This window comes from Nitrospira sp. (genome assembly GCA_024998565.1).
Classification (GTDB): Bacteria; Nitrospirota; Nitrospiria; order Nitrospirales; family Nitrospiraceae; genus Nitrospira_A.
The window spans coordinates 118911-135130 of sequence record JACOEM010000006.1 but is presented as its reverse complement, the minus strand read 5'-3'; the positions used below and the strand labels follow the sequence as shown (position 1 = coordinate 135130).

General features: G+C 60.6%; 16 protein-coding genes. All 16 read right to left on the bottom strand.

The annotated features are described in order from the left end of the window. Positions 1-129 precede the first annotated feature (129 nt). Positions 130-546 (bottom strand): nucleoside diphosphate kinase regulator, encoded by a 417-nt coding sequence (rnk, locus tag H8K11_11445; GenBank protein ID MCS6264360.1) that lies wholly within the window; start codon positions 544-546, stop codon positions 130-132. Next, on the bottom strand, positions 543-1520 hold the full coding sequence (locus H8K11_11440) for a universal stress protein (protein MCS6264359.1): 978 nt from the start codon (positions 1518-1520) through the stop codon (positions 543-545). The genes rnk and H8K11_11440 overlap by 4 nt, the downstream gene beginning before the upstream one ends. Positions 1521-1898: 378 nt before the next feature. Beyond that, positions 1899-2069, bottom strand: coding sequence for a hypothetical protein (locus H8K11_11435; GenBank protein ID MCS6264358.1), 171 nt, complete (start codon positions 2067-2069; stop codon positions 1899-1901). Between the two features lie 454 nt (positions 2070-2523). Then, positions 2524-3078, bottom strand: a complete 555-nt coding sequence (locus H8K11_11430; GenBank protein MCS6264357.1) for a hypothetical protein — start codon at positions 3076-3078, stop codon at positions 2524-2526. After that, positions 3068-4789, bottom strand: a complete 1722-nt coding sequence (glgP, locus tag H8K11_11425; protein ID MCS6264356.1) for an alpha-glucan family phosphorylase — start codon at positions 4787-4789, stop codon at positions 3068-3070. Before glgP ends, H8K11_11430 begins: the two co-directional genes overlap by 11 nt. Then, positions 4786-6060 (bottom strand): glycosyltransferase, encoded by a 1275-nt coding sequence (locus H8K11_11420; GenBank protein ID MCS6264355.1) that lies wholly within the window; start codon positions 6058-6060, stop codon positions 4786-4788. The genes glgP and H8K11_11420 overlap by 4 nt, the downstream gene beginning before the upstream one ends. A gap of 52 nt (positions 6061-6112) precedes the next feature. After that, positions 6113-6589, bottom strand: coding sequence for a hypothetical protein (locus H8K11_11415; GenBank protein MCS6264354.1), 477 nt, complete (start codon positions 6587-6589; stop codon positions 6113-6115). Positions 6590-6650: 61 nt separating this feature from the next. Then, on the bottom strand, positions 6651-7301 hold the full coding sequence (locus H8K11_11410; GenBank protein MCS6264353.1) for a membrane integrity-associated transporter subunit PqiC: 651 nt from the start codon (positions 7299-7301) through the stop codon (positions 6651-6653). Positions 7302-7308: 7 nt separating this feature from the next. Next, positions 7309-8271 carry an MCE family protein gene (locus tag H8K11_11405; GenBank protein ID MCS6264352.1) on the bottom strand — a complete coding sequence of 321 codons (963 nt, stop codon included), beginning with the start codon at positions 8269-8271 and terminating at the stop codon, positions 7309-7311. Positions 8272-8281: 10 nt separating this feature from the next. Continuing rightward, positions 8282-9088, bottom strand: coding sequence for an ATP-binding cassette domain-containing protein (locus H8K11_11400; GenBank protein MCS6264351.1), 807 nt, complete (start codon positions 9086-9088; stop codon positions 8282-8284). A 234-nt stretch (positions 9089-9322) separates the two neighbouring features. Beyond that, positions 9323-10444 carry an MlaE family lipid ABC transporter permease subunit gene (locus H8K11_11395; protein MCS6264350.1) on the bottom strand — a complete coding sequence of 374 codons (1122 nt, stop codon included), beginning with the start codon at positions 10442-10444 and terminating at the stop codon, positions 9323-9325. Positions 10445-10483: 39 nt separating this feature from the next. Then, positions 10484-11638 carry a polymer-forming cytoskeletal protein gene (locus H8K11_11390; protein MCS6264349.1) on the bottom strand — a complete coding sequence of 385 codons (1155 nt, stop codon included), beginning with the start codon at positions 11636-11638 and terminating at the stop codon, positions 10484-10486. Between the two features lie 50 nt (positions 11639-11688). Next, positions 11689-12114 carry a hypothetical protein gene (locus H8K11_11385; GenBank protein ID MCS6264348.1) on the bottom strand — a complete coding sequence of 142 codons (426 nt, stop codon included), beginning with the start codon at positions 12112-12114 and terminating at the stop codon, positions 11689-11691. Between the two features lie 317 nt (positions 12115-12431). Next, a complete protein-coding gene (locus H8K11_11380) occupies positions 12432-14183 on the bottom strand; it encodes a glycosyltransferase family 39 protein (GenBank protein ID MCS6264347.1) in 1752 nt (583 codons plus the stop codon). Positions 14184-14398: 215 nt separating this feature from the next. Next, the gene (locus tag H8K11_11375; GenBank protein ID MCS6264346.1) at positions 14399-14737 is read right to left on the bottom strand and encodes a cupin domain-containing protein; all 339 of its coding nucleotides are present in this window, start codon (positions 14735-14737) and stop codon (positions 14399-14401) included. 86 nt (positions 14738-14823) lie between these two features. Beyond that, entirely contained in the window at positions 14824-16182 is a 1359-nt protein-coding gene (locus H8K11_11370) for a TolC family protein (protein ID MCS6264345.1), read from the bottom strand. Positions 16183-16220: the final 38 nt, after the last annotated feature.

The following is a 16220-nucleotide window of genomic DNA, read 5'->3' as shown; positions in this document are numbered from 1 at the left end:
CCTACCACCGCATCACCGCCCCTGCGATCGATCGGACGGCCAGATATTTTTGGCGCACCAGGCCCGGCAATCGTTGATCGCCGGCCCCCTCACCCGCACCTCATGCGAATGCCTTCATTACCGCCTGGCCTATAGGTGAAAATCCCCTGCAGCTTCCGGCTGGTACAAGACTTCCTTGATACGCACGGTTCGCACCCCCGCCGGCACGGACCAGTCCACCGTCTCACCCGCGCGGGCCCCCAACAGAGCGGTCCCGATCGGCGCAAGGATGGACAGCTTCTTCTCCTGGATCCCGGCATCAGAAGGAAATACGAGCGTGTAGACCGTTTCCATGCCGGTCTCGACGTCTTCGATCCGGACTTGGGAATTCATCGTGACCACATCATGGGGAACGGCGGACGGGTCCACGACATGGGCGCGATCGAGCTCATTCTCCAAGCTCTCCAGATGATCCCGGTCGCGCGCCTCGATACTGATGCGAGCCTTCAGGACGTCTCTGAGTCGGCTCAAGTCAACTTCGGTAATATAAATATCGCGCTGGTTCATGGCTCTACTCCCTTAATGTCCGCCGCACTCATCGCTTGCGGCACGATCCGACGGTGGCCCGCGGCGAATTTCGGCGTCTTCACCGTTAAGATCGGACAGGTTGCCCGGCGCAACACCGCCTCCGCCACGCTTCCGAACCGTTGCGCGGAGATGCCGCGGCGGCCATGGGTCCCCATCACGATCAGATCGGAGCGATGGCGCAACGCGGAGGCAAGAATCGCATCGGAAGCCATACCCCCTGAAATCTCGACGTCGGCTGCCAATCCGAACGAGGTCACGAGGGTCTGGAGTTCCGCCAGTTGCCTGTTCCAATGGTCTCGTTTTCGCGCCTCCTGTTCGACTACACCCAGGCCGCAATCCAAGTCGTAGCAGACCGGTTCCAACACATGCATCAGCGTAACGGTGGCGCCGAGGCCGTTCGCAAGTTGAATGGCATATTCGACGGCATCCAGCGAGGGACTTGAAAAATCCACCGGCGCCAGGATGTGCCGGATCGACGTCTCTCCGATTGCCGCAGAGGGCTTGCCTCCTTCTTCACGCAGCCCTGGTACCGCGAGCACCGGACAGGGCCCTTCTGTTACCACCTGTTCTACTGTGCTGCCGATCAGCCCATACAGCAAGTTGGTACGTCCCTGGACGCCCAACACGATAAGCTCTGCCCCCTCGTTCTTTGCAGCCACACTAATGTGCTCTGCCGGATTCCCCAGAACCAGCCGCACCTTGGCGGAGACGCCACACCGCGCCAGATCGTCACGCACCTGCTCCAACTGCCGCGCAGCCTCAGCCCGCGCCTGCACAACCGCGACCAGGGATTCCGCCTCGGCACTCAACCGGTGGGGTGCCTCGATCACATGCAGAACCTCCAACCTGGCTCCCCAGCGGGAGGCAAGATAGACGGCATAGTCCTGCGCACAGACTGCGCCATCAGAAAAATCGGTCGCCAGAAGGATCCGTGTCATCAGTGGCTTAGTCATGATAGCTCCCCTGAAACGGTTGGGCGACTGTTCCCGTGGAGGCGACCGGTCTCCGGCAAGCGGCGACGGCGGGTCGATCAAGGAGCGGTGCGCGTGAGTGGTGGCAATCGGAACGCCGACGATCAACGGCTGATAGCGCCCTTCACGAGCAAGACAAGTGCCAGCGACGCTCCCGTTTGCGCGCTTGGTCTCTTGCTTATTTTCTGGGCAGGTAGCAGGCAGAGGGCCCCGATTCCAATCCCCCACTGTTGCCATTTGCAGCAGAGGCCCTTCGCACCATGAGGCAATACACCCCGCCACGACGAGATTGCATCACCTGGTCGCATTGTGCCGGTGCGTGCGATTCCGATCTACACGACATGCGTTTCATCCTCTTCCTTACGATATCTCCGTCGACCGGTGCTCGGCCTCCGCCGTCTTGAACGGCGTCTTGCTGAGCTTCACGGGCCGCCTCAGTAATCGGACCTGTTTTTCGTCGAGGAAGGACAGCCACAGCATTGTCCCCCACACAACACAGGTGATCCCTCCCACTGCCAACAGCACAAGCATGTCGTCACCCCTTCTCGCTCGGCCGCTCGATATAGGCCGAGGGGGCTCTTACTGAGACAGATTCAGCAGAGACAAACCCCAGAAGACCATCACCCCCATTGCGCCAACGACCAACAACAGCAGCAGCGTGACCGGCACGATGGTAGTCTGTTTGTTCATCTCGTTCACCTTTCATGATCCGCCCGAGACGGGATCCTCGTCGCCCCGCCCCGTCACGATGTCACTGTAGCCGCAGAACATGAATCGCCGATGAACAGAGCATGAAGAATTCCTCCATGAATATTGTTTCATGGAGGCTCCATTCGCACGTGAGATTCGTCTGGTATCAAGCGTCGGAAGGCGAGGCACTTGGAAGGGGGCTGCGACAGGCGGCGGTCGTTGTTGACGGTACCGCTCTCAATCCCTACGGCTGGTGCTCATGGTGATGCAGAGACCTTCGATCAGGCAGGGCCTGTTATCCCCACGACAACGTGCTCGCGCGCAGAACCTGGGTCAGCCCCCAGAGCAGAAAAAGCCCATAGACCGTACCGAAGAACCAGGGGAAGCTGATCGCACGATGCGCCCACCATTGACGATGTTGCCTGAATGCCCAGGAGGGCTCGAAGGAGCGCGGCTCATTCGTGTCCTCGACGATCGTCTCACGATGTTCGCGGAGTCGATAGAGACTGCTCACCGGCTTTCGTTCGCGCCATTCAGGCATAGTCTCGATACCCCGTAGCTGCCACTCCCAGAGCGCATTTTGCCCGGAGAACCGCCCGAGCACGATCGCCATCTGCACACTCATGAGGATCCCGATGACACTGAACAATACGATGATGAGGGTAAAGGGAAGCGCCAGTGATTCTCGTGACACCAGCAATCCGATCACTGCGACAAAAATCGAATTGGCGGTCAGATAGTCCGACAGCATCGTGTGATAGTCCCGCACGCCGGACGTCCACAACGTCAGCAGATGGGCGTAATCGGATCGTAACCCATCTTGCTCCTGGGCCATCATCTTACGCTCCATTGACGTCCTGTCCGACCAGCCGATACGCATTGCGCAGATACTGCCCCACCATGCGCTGCGTGTTGAAGAACGCCCCGTTCACGGCAATGGCATGCTTCATGATCTCGATGAACCCCTCCCGGTCTTTGTAGAAACAGGGCATGACCCGCTGCTCAAGCTTGTCGTACAGAGCCCGGGCATGGCAGGCCTCCATGTCCTCCGCGGGCGAACCGCAGGCCTCGATCTTCTCACCGATCGACCAGCCCGTGACCCCTTCGATATGGCCCTCGACCCACCAGCCGTCCAACACGCTGAAACTCGGAACCCCGTTCATCGCCGCCTTCATGCCGCTCGTACCGGAGGCTTCCATAGGCGGAAGCGGCGTATTCAACCACACATCGACGCCGGCGCAGAGGAGACGTGCCAGCGTCATGTCGTAATTGGCGAGATAGGCCACCGACAGCTGCCCGCGCATGCCGTAAATGCGATGGATCATGTCTTTGCCCGCCTGATCCTGCGGGTGCGCCTTTCCCGCAAAGACGAATTGAATCGGGCCTGCCTCTTTCAGGAGCCGCCGCAACCGTTCGACATCGTGAAACACCAGGGTCCCCCGCTTATACGCAGTCGCGCGGCGGGCGAAACCGATGGTGAGGACATCGCGATCGAATCCCGCGTTGGTCTGACGGTTCACTTCGTCCACCAAGGCCAACTTGGCGTCCTGATGGGCCCTCCAGACTTCAGCGCCGGGAATACTGATGGCATAACGAAGCGACAATTGATCGTAGCGCCAGTCGGGCAAATGACGGTCATAGAGATTTTGAAACGAAGGCGCGGTCCAGGTCACGGCATGCACGCCGTTGGTAATGGAATGGATCGGATAGCCGGGATACAACGAGTGGGACACCTCTCCGTGCCGCATGGCGACCCCGTTGACGAACCGGGATCCTCGCAAGGCCAGCAAGGTCATGTTCAACGCGCCCTGGTGCTGGCAGGCCTGCACGAGATCGCATCGCCGACTCCCCAACACCCGATGCGCGAGTTCCACGGGAAACTGGTCGTGCCCCGCCGGCACCGGAGTGTGCGTGGTGAACACGCACTGTTCCCGCACCTGCTCGATCACCTCCGGCGGCACATCTCCGTTCCGCAGTTCCGTCCCGATGGCCGCCTCGATCAACGCCAGGACCAGCAGCGCCGCATGCCCTTCGTTGAGGTGGTAGCGAAAGATGTTTCCGTACCCCAACGCGCGCAGGAGAGCGAACCCCCCGAACCCCAGGATCATTTCCTGGCACAAGCGGTAATGCGAGTCTCCGCCGTAGAGCGTATCCGTGATGGTCCGATCCCAGGGACTGTTTTCGGGCAGATCGGTATCGAGCAGATACACCGGCACGGTATGGCCCGACATGCCGGTAACGTGATGCTGCCAGGCACGCACGTGCACGGCCCGGCCCTCGATTTCGACAGAGACTCGCGGCTCCATCGGTTCGGCGAAATCGTCGACCGCCCAGGCCACCGGCTCCTCCGACTGCCACCCCTTCTGATCGAGTCGCTGATAAAAATAACCCCGCCGGTGGAGCAGCGTGACACCGACCATCGGCACGCCCAGATCGGCCGCGGAACGAATGGTGTCGCCGGCCAGCACCCCGAGTCCTCCCGAGTAGGTCGGCATCAACGGATTTAGGCCGATCTCCATGGAAAAATACGCCACGAGGGTGTGGCTGTTCTGCTGGGTCATGAGGCCTCCAGCACCTGCTTGATCAGCCGAAGCTCATCGCGCACCAGCCGCGGCATGAGAAAATGCCGGCGCACATGTTCACGCCCGGCCCGGCCGAACTCTCCACGTTCGCCCGGTCGCTGCAGCAGATGGAGCAGCCGCTCCGCGCAGGCGTCCACACTGTCGACCAGATTCTTCTGAAAGGGCTCGGGGAATTGCATGGGAATGCCTCCGGTGTTCCCGGCAACCACCGGCTTCTCCTTCCATAACGCTTCGGACACGACCAACCCGAATCCCTCCCGCAAGGACTTCTGGATCACCACATCACAGCCACGCTGGAACGCATTGACCTCCATGCTCCCCACCCCGGCGAGATTCGTGAAGACGAATAGGTCCGGGTCCTTCGCGGCTTCTTCTTCAACTCGATCCAGAATCTCCCAGCCCTCCGGATCGTCGCCCGCCATCGCACCGATGAGTACCAGTTGAACGGTTGGAATGGCCTCTTTCACCAGGCGGTAGGCCCGGACGACCCCGAGCGGATCCTTCCAGGGATCGAACCGCGAAACCTGCAACAGCAACGGCCTCGCCGGATCCACCCCGGAGTCCGCGATCGCGCGCCGACACAAGTCTTCAGGCAAGTCCATGTTCTTCGTGGCCAGGGGATCGATGGCCGGGGCAATGAAGGCCACCCGCTTCGCCGCCAACTGAGGTAGGACGAACTGGCTCAGGGTAAAGACGACCGCCTCATACTCTTCAAGCAACGGCCGCAAAAACTGACTGACCTCTTTATCAGGCGCCGAGCTGTCGATATGGCACCGCCAGATCCATTTGGCATCACGGGGCCCGGCAAAATGTCGAATGGCCGCCGGCTGCGGGTCGTGCACGATATACACATCGTAGTCATTGCCGAGCGCCTTGGCGCTGCGTTCATTGACCTTGAGGTACAGGTCCTGCGCCGCTTTCCCTAAGCCGTAGTGCCCGCCTTGCAGTGCGTTATGGAACGCCTTGGTGATGGCAAAAAAATCCGGTTCGCCATGGATCAAGCGCCAGTCCGCCTGCACACCGAGCGCCTGTAACATCGGCACATACCGCGCCAATAGTTCCGCCACGCCCCCGCCGGCCGCCGTAGAGTTCACATGACAGACTTTGACGCCCTGCAGTTCTTTCGCGAGCGTCCTCAGCTCCTCATAGGCCTCCTCGCTCATCAGTTTTCGGTACCCATCCAGATTGGCTTGTATCGATCCGCATCGTCGTCCGATGCCGACTTTCGGCAACTGCGTCTTCAATTCCATTGTCCCTGAATCTCCCTCATGAATCCGTCTCCGAACTTCTATCGCTGCTCTTCTACCCGAACGTCACGCGAACCCAATCACCAAGGTAGTGCGTGATCGCGACCACACAGAGTCCGATCACGACATGCTCCCCGATCACCTTCCAAGGCGGGACCCGCTGCGCACGCGCCAACGCATAACTGAGCACCGCCAACAGCGACAACCCCCAGACGAGGCTGGCCGCTACAGCCAGATCCAACGGCATGAACAACACCGGAACCGCAAAGGTTGCGGCGATCACGAATTTCGCCGTGAAGGTCGCCAGAGTCGACTCCCAAATCTCATTCGTATTCCCGTGATTCTTGGATTCCTCCGCGATGTGGATGCCCAACGCATCGGACATGGCGTCGGCGACCGCAATGGTGAGCAGCCCGCCCAGGACCACGGACTTCGAATGGGTGCCCGCATGCAGTCCCACCATCAACCCCAACGTGGTAATCACGCCGGAGGTAAGCCCGAAACTGAACCCGATCTTAAACGCGGTGCGCATACCCCATACCTTGTCATCGCGGCAGACCGTCTCAGAGGGAGCAGGATGTCGGAGTCGAGGATCAACAGGCGTCCTTCCCCGCTCCTCTCAGACAGGATGAGATCCAGTCATTCAGCGATTCAAGCACCCGGGTCACCGCCCGATTGGCCGCCAGCACGCCTCCATAGGCATCCTCACTCGGAGCCGACTCGAACGATTCAAGACTCCTGGCGCCCATGATGCGTTGCTCTTTCGTTTCCGTCAGTTGGGCGCGCAACCGTATCCTGGTGCCGCTCGGGCGCTGCAGAAACTCCTGTTGCACCACCAGGCCGGAAATGTCCAGCCGGTAATCTCCCCGGGCCGCCGTCGGCATCGGTACCACCACACGCCAGACGCTCGCGCGCGCCAGCGACTGCAACAGCAAGGGCGCCAACATCCGTGGCGGGGTATCGACCCACACATGGGTGGCGTAGTAGTTCACTTCATACGGCCGCTGGAGATAGGCCATACGCGGCTGTTCGAATCCGGCTTCCGCCTGCGGCACTCCCACGACCAGAACGCCATGGACTCCCGGCGGCCCCATTCGAGAGCTCGCCGACGAAACAGCCTCGTCGATCGCCAGCACGAACGTATGGACTGGGTTGTCTCCCGATCGCGGCACGACACAGGCCGTCAGCGCGCAGGACCACAGCAGGACTCCGACCCAGTTCATGACGCGCCGGTTCACACCCACATGCCCCTCACTCGCCGGGTCCCTTCGTTTGAGCGGATCGGCCAAGGACCAACACATTCGGTTGCCGTTCGACCTGCTGCGCCACACGATTCAAGGTGGCGGTCAGTTGCCGGAGCTCCGTGACGAGCAGCCCCGTATCGGCCAGCGTCTGCCGCGAAAACTGTTCGATGCCGGGCCGACTGGCGCCGACCATCTCTCCGACCGAGCGGCTTGTCCGCGATAAGTCTTCCGTCATCTGCTGCAATCCGGCCGCGCTCCTGCTCAGACGCTCCACCAGCGCGGGAAGCTGTTTACCGAGTTGCTCCGTCATACGCGCCGACTGATCGGCCGCCTGCACCGCCTGCTGAACTCCGCGGTCCATCTGGCCGCTGCGCTCCGCCAGCACTTTTGTGACCTCCGACAGATCTTTCAGGATCTGCTTCAGGGCCGTCCGATTGTCTTCATCCAGCGCAGAAGAAGCATTTTGGGCGAGCCCGTTCAGATTGGCCACGAGGGTCGACAGGCCTTGATCCGACAACAGTTTCGCCAGCGTCCCGTCCAGACGACCGAATAACGAGGGCACGCTCTTGATGACCGGATAGTCTTGCCCGGCAATCGACGTCAGGAGAGGCGCCTCCCGGGAACCACCGGTCAAATTGAGCGTGACCAATCCCGTGAGCCCTTGCGTGACCAGCACAGCCTGCGTATCGGTCTTGATGGGTGTCCCGACGACGATGTCCAGCATCACTCGCACCTCTTCGGCATTCTCAGGGTTGAGAATGACTTGTTTCACCCGCCCGACATCCACCCCGCGATACTTCACGGTCGAATCGACGCTGAGTCCGGCGACGGATTCACGCGTATAGACATAATACCGATCGTAGATCCCGCGATAATCGGTTTTACCCAACCAGAAAATCGCACCGAGGATCGTGGCGCCCAGCAGGACGACGAACGCGCCGACCAGGATATAGTTGACCTTCGGTTCCATCCGCCACCTCTCAATCCCGGTGCAGCCCCGTTCCGGAATGATTCAGATGGGCCGCACGCCCGCGGGGACCGTGGAAATAGCTCCGGATCACCGGATCGTCCGAACGGGCCAGCGCGTCCATCGTTCCCAACCCAAGCACCTGCCCTTCGCCCAGGACCGCCACCCGATCTGCAATGCGCCACAACGAATCCAGATCGTGCGTCACCATCACGACGGTCAGACCCAACAATCGTTTCAACTCCAGGACCAGATCGTCGAATCCTGCGGCAATCATCGGGTCGAGTCCGGCCGTCGGTTCGTCGAGAAACAGCAGCTCCGGATCCATGACGATCGCACGGGCCAGCGCCGCGCGTCTCCTCATCCCGCCGCTGAGCTCACTCGGGAATTTGATCGCGCTGTCCGGAGGCAATCCGACCAGGGCGATTTTGAGCGCCACGATATCCCGAATCGCTTCAGCGCTCAACGGCGTATGCTCACGAAGCGGCACCGCCACGTTTTCCGCCAGGGTCATGGAACTGAACAGGGCGCCATGCTGGAACATCACGCCGAACCGGCGATGCAGCGGGCTTCCGTTCGAATGTGTCAGTTGACGACTGTCTGTGCCCAACAGACGAATCGTCCCCGTCGTCGGAGTCAGCAATCCGATGATTTCCCGCAACAAGGTCGATTTTCCGCAACCGTTGCCGCCTGCAATGGCGAACACCTCGCCACGCACGACCGTAAGGCTCACATCCCGATGCACGACCGCCGTGCCGAACCGCGTGGAGACATGGCTGACCTCGATCACGGGAGTCTCAGTTTGCACAGCTACAGACATGACACCTGTCACTCCCCAAGATTAGGTCGGGCCGGAGAACGGATTTCAAACATCTTGGTAGCCCGGATTACTCATGAATGCCGTCGCGAGGCATCCGAGACCGAAGTCCGCCAGGGCGTCTCGCAAGCGAGGCCGACGCAGGCGTATCCGCGATACGTTGAGGAGGCCGAACGAGAAACGCCCTGCCGGACGAAAGTATCGGATGACGCAGCAGGTATTCATGAGTGGTCCGGGCTATAGGTCCCACCAGTTGAGCAAGATGCTGCAAATCGCATCGAAGATGATGACGAGAAAAATACTTTGCACCACACTGATCGTCGTATGCCGGCCCACATCATCCACCCCGCCGCGAATCTGGAACCCCTGATAACAGCCGACCAGCGCGATGATGACAGCAAAGAAGGGCGCCTTGCCGAGACCGATGAGCATATGTCGTAGCGCCACGGCCTCCTCAAAGCGCGAAAGAAAGGCGGTGAAACTCACGTTGAGCTGATTCGACGCGATCAACATGCCGCCGAAGACACCCAGCACATCGGCATAGGCCGTCAGAAGCGGCAGCGCCACGACCAATGCCAGGACCCGCGGCAACACCAACAGCTCGATCGGCGACAGGCCGAAGGTTTGCAGCGCATCCAGCTCCTCGGTCACCTTCATCGTGCCGATCTGCGCCGCATAGGCCGACCCGGACCGCCCGGCGATCAGAATCGCGGCAATCAGCGGGGCGATTTCCCGCAACAGCGAGATGCCCACCAGATCCACGATAAAAATATTCGTTCCGAACTTCCGTAGCTGCTCGGCGCCCTGGTAGGCAATCACCACACCAATGAGAAACGTCAGCAGTCCGGTGATCGGCAACGCATTGACCCCGTCCAGTCGAAGGCTATTCAGGCAACTGCGCCAACGCATGCGACCGGGCGACGCCACCAATCGCACCAGCGCCGTCGCACTCTCCCCGAGAAACTCCAGCGCCCGGGCGCCCTGGGCGACACGATTCCGGATCGACACCCGAAACCGTTCACTCCCGTTCGACCGCGGGGCGACCTCAGCCACCATCGCGGCCCAATGGGACGACACCAGACTCATCAGCTGCGCATAATCAGGCCGCAGGCCTTCGATCGAGACCTCGCACCCCTGCCGCCTGGCGTCCATCAATGCGCGATACAACACGACCGCCCCGCCGGTATCGAAGGCCTCAATGCCGCTCGTCTCAAAGACCAGCGGGTTTCGAGCGGGCCAAGCCATTCCTCTGAGCGCACGTTCAACCGGCGCCACATCGGGCATGGTCCAGGCTCCCCGACAACGGAGCGTCCGGCCCTCCAGCCACGTCACACCCGCCGGCTGCTGCTGGTTAGCCATTTGGTTGACCGCGCTTCATTCGCCGCTTCGACTCGCGCCTTAGACCTGATTCTGTTCGCGCAACGCCGTAATGAGTTCTTTTTTACTGACCAGCAGCGCACCCAGCCCGAACAGCACCGTCAACAACGTCAACAGCCCTCCGACCACCGGAATGAGCGACAGCACCGAATACAGGACCAGCCCCGCCACGAAGGGCCAGGCAAGCGACGACGAATCATCCTGCCGGCGAATCAGCATTTGTCCCACATAGGTGATGGCGTAGACTCTCGCCAGATAGACCGTCGCGCCATACAGGGCGAGCAGAAACAAGCCGATCGGAAGCGCAAACAAGGTAACAACGAAACTCAGCGCTATCACCGGCGTCGCGACCAGAGCGGCCGTGCCCCAACCGAGAGCGGCTGTCGGACGTTCACGAATCATCGCGGTGGCCCGCCTGGCAAACAGCGGGTAGACCCGTAAGAGCACCAATCCCAAGATCAACGTCGAGACGAATCCGATGAATGCAGCCATGAGCCGGATGCCGACGAGCCCCTGGCGCGCCCGTTCAATGCTCCACCCTTCGGGCAACGGCCGTTGCGTAATCGGGCCCCGAACCGTCGCCTCTTCATCGATGGAGGGGGCCGCTTCACCCCAGTACCTCAGCCTGCCACCGACCGCGGCCTTCGAGGTGAGACGCACCGACCCCGCCGCCACGATCAAATCTCGCTCAATCTGGTTTGAAAGCGTCGCCTTCCAGGCACCGACCCTCGCATCCCGACCCACAGACCCGGCAAGTTGCACATGGCCTCCGCCGGCGATGAGGTTGTCCCGCACCTTGGCCGTCTCGGTCAGATGCACGTCTGCGCCGCCGAGGGTGGCATTCCTCCCGATGGTTCCACTCACCGTCACCTGCGCACCGGCAATTCTGGCATCCTGAGCCACGGTGCCGGACAGGATCACTTTGGCTCCCGCCACGATCACATCGCCGTTGACCACTCCATCGATCAGCACCTCACCACCGGCGGCATAGAGATCGCCGTTGACGATGCCGGAAATTTCCACATGCGGGCCGAAGGCGAAATAGTCCCCCTGCACAACCTGCCCCGCGCGTAACACGGCCCGCTCCTTCCACGGCGCGCGAGACGACGGTTCATCGGCCTGAGCCGTGGCAGGCAGCATGCACAGGAGCAACAACATCATGATACGTGTCGTCATGTGAGTTCCCTCCGAAAGTGCCGCAGGCACACCCGACCCTTGAACCGCACTCAACGTGGCAGGACGCCGGCACCGAATCGATAGACCAGATCCCCGCCGAAATAACTCGCAATCAACAACAATAGCCCGCCGCTCAGGCCGATGACCAGCACCAGCCTCGGCTGTTCGCGAATCCAGCCCCAAAAGGAGGCCAGCCGCAACCCGAGCAGGCCGAGAAATATCCAGAACACCGAGCCGCCCAGCTCCTCATGAATTTCAATGGCCTGTTTCGGGATGCCGCTGCGCTCCACCGCCTCCTCGGCGAAGTGCCCGGTGAGCACCGCCGCTCCGGCTGCCAGAATACCGAGGATCAGGAGGGATAAACTGGTCTCCCGGAACTGTTCAGTCCGCCATCGAAACGCCAACGCATCGAACAGTGTGCTTGCCAACAGCAATGCAATAGGAAAATGGACGACCATCGGATGAATCGGATGCACGTTTGCTCCTTTGCTCAACAGGGTCACTCAGCCTGGGCCCATCCGGAATCGCTAACGCGCCGATGACTGGCCGAAGATCGGCGCCATCCAGATCGGAAGTGCAAGGATGGAACCTTCCTCCTTCTCGGCGCAGAGGCAGCCGAAAGCTTACAGCAAGACCGGAGAAGGATATTCGAGAGTATGAGACGAGAGGCCGGAATCGGGGAGGACTGCTACAGAGGGACTCCTTGGCTCTGTGGCAGAATGCAACAGAGCCAAGGGATCAAAACATGACACCGCAATTAACCTGGCATCGAACGGCGCGTCGCTCGCCCCGCTCACAGCACCGGAGCTGAGGTCTGTTCCTGCACAGAAAGCAAGAATAGATGTTTGCGGCCGGGTTGTCGAAACTCCTGCAGCGTTCCCACGACCAACCCCGCTTGTGCTTGCAGCGCAGCGGCATGTTGCTCCTCAGTCACCACCCGGATGGTCCCATGTGTGCGCACCGCATCACGCACCGCATCCTGACTCGGTAGATCCGGCACCACATTGTCCCGCTTCAGATAATACAGGGCATCTTCATTCTTCGGCCACCCCGGGATATACATGAACAGGGCGGGCTGAGTGCCCAGAGCCAGGGTTTTGATTTCCTCCACGGCCTTTCGGGGCGATGCGGCCTGATCGATCGCGGGAAACACGTAGTTCACCACCAGCACCACATAGGCTATCGCCAGGGCTCCGACCATGCCGAGTGCCAGACGTAATCGAGATCGGACCACGGCATAGAGGAGCACGCCGGCCAATGAGACGATCGTTACAATGAACATCGGAGACACCATGGGGGACGACACCAGCCAGCGTCGGCGAAGCGGGGCTGCGCCGAAGAACATCCCGGCGGCGAACGTCACGGCCAATACACCCAGCAACAGGCGGAGCAGGGGCGTCATCGCAGCAGAGTCCTCAGCCGACGAAAACAGCCGGTGATAGTAGTACCCGATCATCAAGCCGATACCGGGCACGATCGTCGTCAAATAGGGCTCCCGCTTGAGGGTCGCCAGGCTGAAGGCCGTAAAGAGGCCTAACACCCAAACCAATAGGAGCAACTCCGTGGGATGAGCCCGAAACGGGCGTTGGGCCCGGAGCAACAGGAGCGCCGACGGAAGCACCGCGCACCAGGGGAAAAAGTCGGCCCACATCATTCCCAGATACCAATAGAGGGGATGCCCGTCGGTGGCCGGGCCGGTTTTGCCGATGAATCCGGTATTCCACGTCGATTCGATGGCTTTGCCGATTCGAAAATGGTGCTGATACCCGGGCCCCAGCATCTGCGCGTATGTCCCTATCATCGCGACAGCCAAGGCCAGACCGGCCCAGAAGTATCTGTCTTTCAGCATCCGCGTATCGCGCTGAATGGCGGCATACAGCGCCATCACGAGCAACGGCAGAAAAAACCCGTGCATCTCTTTCAACATCGCACCGAGCGCCATGCTGATGAAGGCGAGCAGATACCAGCGTGAGCTTCGCCCCAGCAGTTGCACCTGAATCCACGCGAAGAGGGCGAGTGTGACCAGAAATGTGAGGGTCGAATCGAACAGCACGCGACGTCCGTACCAAAGAAATACATGGCTGGTGGCGACGACCAGCGCCGCCCAGAATCCCGCAGTCGGAGACACCAGCCTGGCTCCAAGCACATAGGTTAGGATGATGGTGCCCACGGCAGCCAGCGAGCCGGGCAGACGCAAGGCCACTTCGTGATCGCCCCATATCGATGTCGAGAAGTTGAGCAACCAAAAAAACAGCGGTGGCTTATTGAAGTACGGCACATCGTGATAGGTCAGGTCGAAGAATTCACGCCGGCGCCCCATTTCTCCCGCAATGCCGGCATACAGTCCTTCGCTCCCCTCCAATAACGACAGATGGAGATTGGCAAAATAGGCCCACCCGCCGACCAACGCCAGCAGCGCAATTTCAACGTACCGGCGAATGGCGGTATTCGACTGCGGCCGCTCATCCGCTCCGTCCCGGTTCATCATCTGTTCGACCAACACCTCAGCACTCCCCCCGTTGTCCGATATGCCCACGCACGTCACGGCTGTTCCATCACAAGCGCCTCCCGAAGAAGACGATCCTATGGCACGACGTATAGGGCGGGTTTCTTCGCCTGCGCAGAATGATGCACCGGGCATGGAACCCGGCGCTTCGATCCGGCGGAAAAGCATGCCAGACCGACGGGGAAATAGCCAGAGCGGCGGCGCTCTGGCACCAAATTCATCACGCACCTGTCACTGCTGACCCAATCGGTCTCTCACAGCAACTTCGTGGCTTCGGTCGGGCGCGGAACCTTGACCACCAGCACGCGAAACGGCTTGTCGCTCCGGTTGGACCACCTGTGCGGAATGCGAGCCGGGCTGGGAATGAGCATGTCCGGCCCGACTTCCTTCGTGTCGTCTCCAATCTCGACGATCCCTCGTCCTTCCAGGACATAGAAAAAGACATCGACGGGTGTCACGTGCTTCTTGAGCGATTCACCCGGTTCCAACGTGATATGAACGACCTGGGCATGCTCCGTGTCGTACAACCGACTCGCCTTGACCTGATGAGGATTCTCCGTGAGATCGGCCTCTCGTGCGTTGACCACTTCCATGGTTCGCCTCCTATGGCTCTACAAGGTGCACACTATACCGGCCGGCGATTTATCCGGCATGGTTGAGCACGATGGCATGCGCGGAGTCAGAACAATTGCTCGATTTCGCCCTTCGCCCGCGCAAGATTGATGCGGGACGCATTGAAGCGGAACAGCGCTTCGATCAGATTGTCACGCGCGCGCGCCACCGAGGTCTGGGCGTTCGTAATTTCAATATTGGTCGCGAGTCCGGCAGCGAACCGGTCCCGCGCAAAGGTCAGTTCCTTCATCGCCAGGGATAATCCTTTCTCGGCCACCGCCACTTGCTGCGTGGATGAGTCGAGCGTGAGCAGCGCATTTCGGACTTCAAGTGTCACCTGATCCGAGACGTCCTTCATACGGATCAGTTCCTGCCGCACACGACTCCGGCTTTCTGAAATCCGTCCCTCCCGTTGTCCGCCGTCGAAGATGGGCACCGACAGCATCAGCCCGACGGATCGCGTCGCCAAGGCTTCATCCGGCTTGAGCCCGATCCACCCGTAGTCGCCGTTCAAGGACAGAGAAGGAATCCGCTCACTGGTCACGGAACTGAGACTGAGCGACGCCAGCTTTTGGCGTGTGAGCTGCGCCTTCAGTTCGGCGCGATTCTCGCGGGCTACCGACAGGGCCGTTTCGGGAGTTTGAGATTCGACGGTGGCGAGGGTGAGCTCGTCGGTCAAGGTGACGGTGACGTTAAAATCAATACCCAACGCACGGATGAGGTTCAGCTTCGCGCTCTCGTGATCGTTCTGGGCCACAAGGAGTCGCTGACGTGTATTTTCCAGCTGCACTTCTTCACGCGTGACATCCAGCCCCGTGGCGACACCCGCCTGCTTACGATCCTGCGCCAGTTTCAACAGTTGTTGACTAAGTTCGAGATCCGCCAGCCGGGCCTTCACCGCCGCTGCAGCCCGGGAGGCTTCCATATACAAGAGTCCCGCCGTAGCCATCACGTCGCGCTTGGTGACTTCGGCTTCAAATCCCGCCACATCGACGCCGGTTTTCGCCGCCCGCCAGCGTTGAATCAGACTCAGGCTGAATAGGTTCTGCACGAGACTGGCCCGTGCATTGTAGACATCGAACGGTTCGGTCACGGGTCGCTGCAGCCCCAAACCGGACAATCTGTCAGGTGGAAATCCAAAGGCCGCGAGATTGACGGTTTGATTGCTCCCGCTCATGAACCCGGATACGTTCGGCAATAGTGCCCCCAGGCTGGTGCTGGCCGCCGATTGGGCCGCCACGATCCGCTCTTTCAACAACCGCACATTCGCATTGTTGTCGATGGCTGCCTGAATCGCCTCGTGCAAACTCAATCGCAGTTCGGGCGGCCCTGGTGTCGGCTCGGCCGCCGGGCTGGAAATCCATGGCAGGACGATGAAGACAGAACACACCAGCACCAATACACAGCGTCTCCATAACCGCCTCACGGTACCCTCCTTTCAACGCTGAACAGGCAGACGGACCA

Excerpts from the sequence above, each read along its gene's own strand:
- H8K11_11395 (MCS6264350.1), bottom strand. The coding sequence starts at position 10,444 with ATGGCTAACCAGCAGCAGCCGGCGGGTGTGACGTGGCTGGAGGGCCGG.
- H8K11_11405 (MCS6264352.1), bottom strand. The coding sequence starts at position 8,271 with ATGGAACCGAAGGTCAACTATATCCTGGTCGGCGCGTTCGTCGTCCTG.
- H8K11_11440 (MCS6264359.1), bottom strand. The coding sequence starts at position 1,520 with ATGACTAAGCCACTGATGACACGGATCCTTCTGGCGACCGATTTTTCT.
- H8K11_11375 (MCS6264346.1), bottom strand. The coding sequence starts at position 14,737 with ATGGAAGTGGTCAACGCACGAGAGGCCGATCTCACGGAGAATCCTCAT.
- H8K11_11435 (MCS6264358.1), bottom strand. The coding sequence starts at position 2,069 with ATGCTTGTGCTGTTGGCAGTGGGAGGGATCACCTGTGTTGTGTGGGGG.
- rnk (MCS6264360.1), bottom strand. The coding sequence starts at position 546 with ATGAACCAGCGCGATATTTATATTACCGAAGTTGACTTGAGCCGACTC.
- H8K11_11390 (MCS6264349.1), bottom strand. The coding sequence starts at position 11,638 with ATGACGACACGTATCATGATGTTGTTGCTCCTGTGCATGCTGCCTGCC.
- H8K11_11430 (MCS6264357.1), bottom strand. The coding sequence starts at position 3,078 with ATGGAGCGTAAGATGATGGCCCAGGAGCAAGATGGGTTACGATCCGAT.
- H8K11_11415 (MCS6264354.1), bottom strand. The coding sequence starts at position 6,589 with ATGCGCACCGCGTTTAAGATCGGGTTCAGTTTCGGGCTTACCTCCGGC.
- H8K11_11400 (MCS6264351.1), bottom strand. The coding sequence starts at position 9,088 with ATGTCTGTAGCTGTGCAAACTGAGACTCCCGTGATCGAGGTCAGCCAT.
- glgP (MCS6264356.1), bottom strand. The coding sequence starts at position 4,789 with ATGACCCAGCAGAACAGCCACACCCTCGTGGCGTATTTTTCCATGGAG.
- H8K11_11420 (MCS6264355.1), bottom strand. The coding sequence starts at position 6,060 with ATGGAATTGAAGACGCAGTTGCCGAAAGTCGGCATCGGACGACGATGC.